Below are 9,257 nucleotides of genomic sequence, written 5' to 3'. Positions count from 1 at the left end.
GAGCAGACGCGCGCGATCGAGTTCACGTTCGAGATGGGCCGGGCCTGCGACGGCGACGCCCATCTTGTAATAGACGCGCTGCCATTCCAGCAAGGGCCCGTTGGTGTAGATGCGCGGCCCGATACGGACGCCGGCTTCGGCGGCCTCGCGGTCCTCAACGCCGTCATAGGGCTGGTTGCCGGGATCGCGGACGGTGGTGATGCCATAGGCCAGCCAGGCGCGGTGGGCATTGGCGCCGAAATCCTTCTGGACATGGGCGTGATGCTCGATGAGCCCCGGGATGGCGGTGAGGCCCGATGCATCGATGAAGGTGCCGCCGCCGTGGCCGGACGGGTTGTGATCGACAATCGCGGTGATGCGGTTGCCGTCGATGATGATGTCCTTGTTCTTCTGCGTGACGTCGGTGATGGAATCGACCAGGGCGCCGACGTGGATGACGGTGCGGCCGGTCGGCTTGGCGAGCGTGTAGCTCAGATCGATCGGGATTTCCGTGATCTGGCCGTTTTCGATGTCGAGTTTCTTGACCTTGTCGGCGGACTGGTAGGTCAGCGTCCGGCTATCGGCGGCCCATGAGGGGAAATAGGAGATTTCATTGGTGTAGGTGCGCGGCGGGCCTTCCGGCTTGCCATTCGGGCCGACCGGCCAGACCTTGAGGAGGCCATCATAGATGGCGGCCATCTTGGTGCCATCGGGCGACCATGCCGGGCCGCCGCCGCCGCGGGTGTCGATCGAGACATTCTCCTGCGGGATCTGCCAGAACGGTTCGGACTTGCCGTCCGTGGGAATGACGAAGATCTGGTTTGTGCCCTCCCGGAAGCTGGCCGAATATTTGTAGGAAAGGCCTATGGCGAGATAGTGGCCGTCCGCTGACCATGTGGGCGATCCGGGCTGACCGAGGGACCCTTGCAGGCGGGTGACCTTGCCGGTGGCGACATCAATGAAGCAGACGCCAGCAACACCCCACTGGCCATCGACATCGATGAAGGCGACGCGCGTGCCATCGGGCGACCAGGTGGCGCCCAGCGGCTGGGTATCGATGTTGGTCAGCTGGCGATCCTTGCCGGTCTTGAGATCGCGAATCCACAGTTGGGGCAGGCCGCCGCCCTTGTCGGAGGTGTAGACCAGGCTGGCGCCGTCAGGCGACCAGGCCACGTCTGCGTCCATCGCGCTGTCCCTGGTGAGATTCTCAGGTCTGCCGCCTTTGGTGGAGAGGAGCCAGACATCACCGAGGGCGACGAACGCGATTCTGCTGCCATCGGGGGACAGGGCCGGCTTGACAACGCCGAGGGCGCGGCGGGGCGCCGTGCTGTCATAGTCGTGCTTGGCGCGGGTGTAGCTGGGGCGGGTGACTTCGAGACGGGCATCGAAGGGAATTGTGGTGAGGCGCGAACCGTTGCGCTGGCGGATCTTGCCATCCGAAACATAGGCATAGCTGCCGCCCGGCTGCCACGACACGCGGAAGGGGAAGACATTCTCGTCACCCGAAACATGTCTGCCATCGACTTCGAGGCGGCTGCCCTTGGCATCGGCGACGACGTAAGCAAGCTGGCCAGAAGGACCGTAGGATGGGGCATCGAGGCGGGCGCCGGGAACGGCCTTCAGGCTGCGCTCGGTTTTGGTGGCGAGGGTGGTGATCCAGAGCGCCGAGCCCGACGGACGGGTGCTGGCATAGGCAATCTCCTTGCCGTCTGGCGACCAGCTTGGCATCCGGTCCTCGCCAGCGTCGCTGGAAATCTGGGCAAGGGTGCCGGTGGCGGTGTCGAGAGTCCAGATATTGTAGTTGGCGCCGCCCTTGCCGAGCCGATCGGACGAAAACGCGATGGTGCGGCCATCGGGCGACCAGGCCGGTTCCCGGTCATCATAGGCGCCTTCGGTCAGGCGTTTGGCGCCGGTGCCGTCGGCGGCGACGGTCCAGAGATCATAGCCGCCTTCGCGGAAGGCGAAATAGGCGAGGCGCTTGCCATCGGGCGACCAGGCCGGCTGGCGGGCGTCGTTGAAGTAATCGGTGATGAGCGTGGCGCGTCCGCCGCCGGCGGCAACGATCCAGAGGCTGCCCTGCAGATCGATGGCGTAGGACTTGCCGTCGGGCGAGACGCTGACCGACATCGATGTTCCTTCGTGAACATCGAAAGCGAGGCGCTGGCCGGCGCCGGGAGGCAAGGGTTGGACAGGAGCGGCAGCATCTGCGGCACTAACGACCAAGGCCGCTACACAAGCAAGCAGGCCGGTTCTGGTGGTTCGCGTCATGTTTCCCCCCTGACGGCACCGACAGCGCCCATTGCTGCAGTGCAAGCGCATCCAGTCTAACCGCGACCATGCCAGAGTCCATGGATAGACATGCGGCACAGCGCTAACTCAACCCAACAGAGCATTCTCTACGCCAAATTACATATGGCAGGATTGTGACATTGCCAGCTTACATAGGGTTCGATTGGCAATAGCTGCGTCATTTTTCTGCCCCGTCGTAGGTCAGGAAATTTCACGTCGCGGCAATGTTATTCGAATTTGGGGATTTGATTGTCAAAGAGATAATCTTGTCTGGCGATCTTTTGATCGGCTGGCGTCGGACGCGCTTTGTCATTTGCTGCGGCAAGTCATTGACATGAAAAGGGGGACGACATGACCAGTTTCTTCGGGTTGGGAGGTGCGGTGCGGCCGCGTGTGGCGGTGCTGGGTTCGACGGCGCTGCTGGCGATGGCATGGGCCGGGGCCTGGGCCGGGGCGGCAAATGCCCAGTCGACGACATCGACCACCACTGCCGCAGTTCCGGTTGCTGATGAAAATGACGTCGAGGAAATCGTCGTCACCGGCTCGCAAATCCGGGGCGGCAAGAACATCGGCGCCACACCGCTGAGCGTGATCGGGATCGAGCAGATCCAGGCCGTGGCCGCCGTGTCTGGCGCCGACCTTTATCGTTCCATCCCGCAGCTTGGTGGCGTGACGTTCAACGAGCAGGTACTGGGCGGCGGCAACGCCAATGCGGCGCGCGGTGACGTGTCCACGGTCAGCCTTCGCGGGCTGGGCCAGGGCAATACGCTGCTGATGATCAACGGCCGGCGCACCGTGCTGCACCCGACCTCGCAGGCCATTACAGGTGTCATCGATTCGGGTGTGCCAACCTTTGGCTACAACTCCAACACCATTCCGGTGGGTGCTGTCAGCCGGGTGGAAGTGCTGCTCGATGGTGCGGCAGCCCTTTATGGTTCGGACGCGGTCGCCGGTGTGGTCAACAACGTCCTGCGTTCCGACTTCAAGGGCTTGAAACTTGACGCCCAATATGGCGGTGCCGAGGGAACAGACCTGCGCGAATGGCAGTTCAATGCGTTGGCCGGGACGGATTTCAACGAAGGCCGGGGCAATATCTCGGTGTTCGTCGGCTATGCCCAGAAGTCCAAGCTGTTCCTGCGTGAACAACCTTACACAGCCAACCTCGACCGCCGACCCTTGGTGGCCGGCACAACATTTGCCAACAATGCTGCGTTCAACGGCACGGCGACCGGCGCGCCCTGGGGCACGTTCCGGGCGTCGGGTGCGGGTATCCTTACCACCAACGGCACGCCGCTGACCAACGCATCGCGCCAGTTCCATACCCAGCCGACAACAAACCCCGGATGCCGGGTCGGAACATCGACCGCGGGTGTCTGCTATGATGACGGCGTCGGCACCACCGAGATGGCCAGTGTCGATGCCAATCTGCGCTTTGATTCGGCACAGACATTTCCGAACATCACGACCCAGCCGTCGGTGAAGCGCATCAACGCCTTTTCGTTCATCAATTATGAGCTGACCGACAATCTCGACTTCTTCGGCGAAGTTGGCTTCTACCGCGGCAAGACGGCGGCAACGGTCAGTTCGCTCGGCTCGCTGGCCAATATTCCGATCACGGTGGCGCCGACCGCCTATTGGAACCCGCTCGGTGCTGTCGGGTCACCCAACCGGCTGCCGGGGCTGAACATTCCTGACGCCGGTTTGCCGGTGACGATTGTCAGTCTCAACTATGTGGATGCCGGCACCCGCGAAGTCGAAGTGACCAACTATCAGTATCGCTTCCTGGGCGGGCTGAAAGGCAACTTCGGCAACTGGAACTGGGAATCGGCAGGCCTTTATACATGGGCCACCGCGTCCGACGCTTCGGGCGGCCTTTCGAACACGGCCTTGCAGGCGGCGATCAACCGGACCACGCCGGATGCCTATAACCCGTTCAACGGCGGCAATCTGACGACGCCGAACATCGGCGACGGCGTGGCCAACCCGCAGGCAACGATCAACAGCTTCAAGATCATCGCGACCCGGGCTACCAAGACGACCCTTGGGCTGTGGGATCTGCGGATTTCGAACAGCAAGCTGCTCGAGCTCTGGGGCGGCAACAACATCGGGATTGCGGCCGGGATCGAGTATCGGCGCGAGACGTACAGCGACAATCGCGATGCGCGGCAGGGCGGCGTTCGCGGTGTGGATATCACCTACACCGATGCCGTGACCGGCGTTTTTCTGGGCTCCGATCTTGTTGGCGCCAGCCCCAGCCCGGACGTGTACGGCCAGCGCAATGTGAAATCGGCCTATGCCGAATTGGCCATTCCGCTGGTCAATCCTGACATGCACTTCCCGTTGATCCGCTCCTTGGATGTGCAGGTGGCCGGGCGCTATGAGGATTACAGCGACGTCGGCAGCGTGGCGCGGCCGAAGTTTGCCGGCTCGTGGGAAGTGTTCGAGGGCCTGAAGTTCCGCGGATCCTGGTCGCAGGGTTTCCGGGCGCCGAACCTTGAGGTGATCAACACATCCGTGCTGGACCGGGTGAACGGCGGGATCGAGTATACGCTTTGTGAAGCGGATCTGCGCGCCGGTCGCATCACCAGCTTTGCCACGTGCAACCGCCCGGTTTCGGTGCTGCGCCGCAGCGGCGGCAACCCGAACCTCGATCCGGAAGAATCGACCAGCTGGAACATGGGCGTGGTGGTGATGCCGCCGCTGCCGGATGGCTGGGGCAACCTGACGCTGACGGTCGACCGCTGGCAGATCAAGCAGAAGAATGTCGTTGGGCTGTTCGACTTCCAGAACGTGGTCAACCTCGATTATCTGATGCGCGTGCAGGGCAGCAGCAACCCCAACGTCTTCCGTCAGCCGGTGACCGCTGATGATATTGCTGCGGTGGCCGGCACCGGTCTGGCGCCCGTGGGCCTGCTCAACTTCGTGGTGACGAACTTCGAGAATCTGCAGCCGGTGACGGTGAACGGTATCGACTTCAACATCGATTATCAGCTGCGCACCAGCAGGATTGGCAACTTCACGATCAACGTGAATGCGGCCAAGCTGATCAATTATCAGGTTGTGGCGCCGGCACCGGTGCAGGCGCTGCTCGATGCGCAGAAGGCCGGACGAATCAACGCCGGCGTGCCGATCCTGGGTGGCGGTGATGTCGTGGGCATCGATGGCCAGCCGCGCTGGCGCCTGAGTGCCAACGTGACCTGGTCGATGGGTCCGGTCACGGTTGGCGCGTTCACGCAGTTCATCGACGATGTGGTGCAGAATGCGGTGCGTGATGCCAACGCCAATCCGTTCCCTGTGAACGGGCAGACCACGGTGAACTTGTTCCTGCGCTATGCCTTCGAGAGGGAGGACTATCTCAAGGGGACGGCCATCACGGTTGGCGCGCGCAACATTTTTGACAAGGAACCACCGCTGGCGTCCACCGGCTATCTGTCCAACCTGTATGCGCCGATGGCACGTTACTGGTATGTGAACGTTTCAAAGAGCTTCTGATGATGTGGGCAGGCGGTGCGGTGCACCGCCTGCCTGCCACAAGGACCGATTGCATGACCAACAGACACGATGATGCGCAGGGGCCGTTGAGCCGGCGCGAATTGGCCGCTTTGGCTTTGGGCGGTGCGGCCATGGTGGCAGGCAGCGGATCGGTGGCGGCCCAGACGGCCGCAGCTGTGCGGGCCCCGGCGATCGAGCCTACCCGGCTGGTGAGTGCCGGTGAAACACTGCGGCCGGAGATTGTCGGCAATTTCGGCATTGTTGCGGCCGGGCGGCACTATGCCGTGGCGGCGGGCAACCGCATTTTGCTGGCAGGCGGAAATGCCACCGATGCCGGGGTGGCAGCGACCCTGGCAGCCGCGGTGACCGAAATTTCGCACTTCGGATTTGGCGGCGAGGCGCCGACGATCATTTATGACGCAAAGACGAAGAAGGTCTCGGTGGTCAATGGGCAGGGCACGGCGCCGGGGCTCGCGACGCCGGACAAGTTTGCCGCCGAAGGCGTGATTCCGGGCAATGGGCCCAATGGCGGGACGATTCCCGCCGTGGTCGATGCGATGGCGCTGGCGCTGCAACTCAATGGCACGATGACCCTTTCACAAGTGATGGAAACGGCGATCGATCTGGCCGACGGCTTTGTGATGTACAACTTTCTGGCTGAGGTGTTTGTCAGCCAGCAGAAGGCGACGTCCAAGTACAAGTCAGCCTATGACACCTATTATCCGGGCGGCAAGCTCCCGAAGACCGGGGAAATCTTTCGCCAGCCCAATCTGGCGCGCACGCTGCGGATCATTGCCGAGGCGGACAGATCGACCTTTGCCCGCACCAGCGACCGCAGGGCGGCGATTCAGGCCGGGCGCGATGCTTTTTACAAGGGCGACATTGCACGGCGGATCGGCGCCGCCATGGAAGCTGATGGCGGGCTGATGCGCTATGACGATCTGGCGCGCTACGCTGGCAAGGTGGAAGCACCGGCGATGGTCAGCGTGTTCGGTCATGAAGTGTGCAAGGCCGGCTTCTGGAGCCAGGGGCCAGCCCTGCTGATGGCGCTGAACATTGCCGAAGCGGCGGGCATTGCGGCGATGACGCCGGGTTCGGAAATCTATCTTCACACGCTGGCGGAATCGATCAAGCTGGCGTTCGATGACCGCAACATGTTCTTCGGTGATCCGGATTTCGGCACGGTGCCGGGCAAGGGGCTGTTGTCCAAGGCCTATGCTGCCGAGCGCGCCCGCCAGATCGCGCCGATGGCCTCGCTCCAGCATCGTTTTGGCAACCCGTGGGCGCATGAAGGTCGCCCCCGCACGACGCCGCAATTTGTGCCGCACATGCTCAAGCGCAATGGCGGGCCAAGTGCAGATACCACTGCCATCGAAGTGGTGGACAAGGACGGCAATCTATTCAGTTGCACGCCGAGCTCCGGCTGGCTGCTGGGCGGTGCCTATATTGCCGGTGACACCGGGGTGCCGATGAGCAACCGCCTGACAATTTTCGATCTCGATCCGGCCAGCCCCAATGTCATCGCCCCCTACAAGCGCCCGCGCACGACCTTGACGCCGAGCATCGTGCTGAAGCACGGAGCGCCCTATCTGGCGATCGGCACACCCGGCGGCGACAACCAGGATCAGCAGATCATGAACGTCCTGCTGCGCGTGCTGATCCATGATCAGCCGCTGCAGGCCGCCATCGAGGCGCCGCGGATCAACTCGAACCATTTCCACGGCTCGTTTGCCGTGAAGAAGGACGAGCCCGGCGTGCTGGAAATCGAAGACCGCGTGCCTGCCGACGTGCGCGCTGGGCTGACTGCGCGCGGCCACAAGCTTGATGTGCTTGGGCCGTTCGGTGTTTCGACCGGCATCGTCGCGGTGGGCGTTGTGCCTGGACCCGGGACGTTGCGTGGCGGGGCCGATGTGCGCCGTGAGCGCTATGTGATGGGCTGGTAGCAGTTCCGGAGACCCTGGGGTCAGGACCCATTGATCAGGCCTGTAAAGGGCAGCGCAGCCACCGTCAGGTCGACAAGGCTTGGTCGAACAGATGGCGAATAGCGCCAGCCCTTGACTGACGCGAACTGGCGCGCACCAGGCGGCAGTATCCGGACCGCGCACCGCCGCCCCGTCTTCGGACACAACGCGTATCCTGCCGCACCGCAAGCGGATTCAGGCCGAAGACCCGGAGGCCAAGTTGAAGAACCCGGACGACCCGCTGCGGCTGGTGTTCGTGTGTGCGATGTGGATCACCGGCTTTGACGTGCCGTCCATCGGGACGGTCTACATCAACAAGCCGATGAAGAACCACACGCTGATGCAGACCATCGCCCGCGCCAACCGCCGGGCGGAGGGCAAGACGGCCGGCGTGATCGTGGATTATGTGGGGGTGTTCCGCAGCCTGGAGCGCGCTTTGGCCATCTATGCCGGCAGCGGCGGGGCCGGCGGGGATATACAAGCAGCTGGGTGAATAGCTGGAGCCAAAGTTGGTAGGTCTTCCGTCCGCTCCGCCAAATTGTCTTTGGGGGCCTCCATGGGCCTCGAAATTGCCCACGTCAGTTCGTCGATCACAGGCGCGGCGGCCATCCTGGCGTCTTCCGGCAGAAACGCGGCCTCGCTGACTGTGCAGATTGGCCGAGCCATGGTTCGGTAACCTGCCAGAGACCTGCTAACACGACTGCTGCAGATAGGCGGTGGCGGCTCTGGACACTTCTTGCGCCAGATCTGCCCATGATATCATGAGCATGGTGGGATCGTCACCGCGCGACTTGCTGATAACGGCCGATGCCACAATATAGTAGGATATGCCGATCACCATATCCAGTTGCGGTTCCGGGAGAGGTTTGAGGAAGCCGGAAACCGCATCCTTGTAATAGGAAACCAGGCGGCGACGGTGTGCCAGCAACATGTCGCGATATTCTGCGCTCGGCGTGGGATAGGTCGACAGAACCCGAAACAACGCCTCGTTCCGATCGGACACGGTCGTCATGATCGCAGCCAGTTCGGCAACCACGTCGCCGGCGCTGGCAAAGCGACGACCGACCATAGCCGCAACGATCTGCTCTTCCAGGCGCTGGAAGTTGTAGAGCGCCAGGGCCTGGACGATGCTGTCCTTGCTCTCGAACCGCCGGTAGATATTGGCCACGGCCATGCCAGCCGCTTCGGCGATTTCGGTCATCGAGAAGCCATCATGGCCCTTGCGCGCCAGAACGTCGGCTGCGGCCGCCATGATGGTGGACAGGGCGGCGCGGCTGCGTTCCTGGCGCGGGCGCCGCACAAACGGGGACAGATCAAAAGATAACATATTTCACCTTCCCCAACGATCGCGCGCTGTCAACGCTGACGCACCAGATGGCAATTGATGTGAGACGTTAACTACGGCTCATAAATTGTAAATGCAAATACGATTTGCATTATGATCGGAATTGGGTTTAGAAGGATCGGCAGACGTGGCGGTGGTGTTCCGGTTTCGCCAGTTTTGTATCGCCCTGCTGAAAAGAGGGATAAATGTCG

General features: G+C 62.5%; 5 protein-coding genes. 3 read left to right on the top strand and 2 right to left on the bottom strand.

The features are described 5' to 3' along the window. The coding region (locus ABWP22_RS15630; RefSeq protein ID WP_353200922.1) for an amidohydrolase at positions 1–2,106 on the bottom strand (2,106 nt) is incomplete at its 3' end. Positions 2,107–2,694: 588 nt separating this feature from the next. Here ABWP22_RS15630 and ABWP22_RS15625 point away from each other — a divergent pair. The 3 genes from ABWP22_RS15625 to ABWP22_RS15615 all read left to right on the top strand — a co-directional run bounded on the left by ABWP22_RS15625 (position 2,695) and on the right by ABWP22_RS15615 (position 8,214). Continuing rightward, positions 2,695–5,760: a TonB-dependent receptor domain-containing protein gene (locus ABWP22_RS15625; RefSeq protein WP_502951139.1), complete on the top strand. Its 3,066-nt coding sequence runs from the start codon at positions 2,695–2,697 to the stop codon at positions 5,758–5,760. Positions 5,761–5,813: 53 nt separating this feature from the next. Continuing rightward, on the top strand, positions 5,814–7,703 hold the full coding sequence (locus ABWP22_RS15620; RefSeq protein WP_353200920.1) for a gamma-glutamyltransferase family protein: 1,890 nt from the start codon (positions 5,814–5,816) through the stop codon (positions 7,701–7,703). A 238-nt stretch (positions 7,704–7,941) separates the two neighbouring features. Further along, entirely contained in the window at positions 7,942–8,214 is a 273-nt protein-coding gene (locus ABWP22_RS15615; protein WP_353200919.1) for a type I restriction enzyme subunit R domain-containing protein, read from the top strand. A 198-nt stretch (positions 8,215–8,412) separates the two neighbouring features. On the opposite strand, the gene ABWP22_RS15610 is transcribed toward ABWP22_RS15615, so the two are convergent. Beyond that, on the bottom strand, positions 8,413–9,048 hold the full coding sequence (locus ABWP22_RS15610) for a TetR/AcrR family transcriptional regulator (protein WP_353200918.1): 636 nt from the start codon (positions 9,046–9,048) through the stop codon (positions 8,413–8,415). Positions 9,049–9,257: the final 209 nt, after the last annotated feature.

It is taken from the genome of Sandarakinorhabdus sp. (assembly GCF_040398665.1).
GTDB lineage: Bacteria > Pseudomonadota > Alphaproteobacteria > Sphingomonadales > Sphingomonadaceae > Sandarakinorhabdus.
The sequence above is the reverse complement of the archived record's forward strand: the minus strand, read 5'-3'. Positions and strand labels throughout refer to the sequence as shown.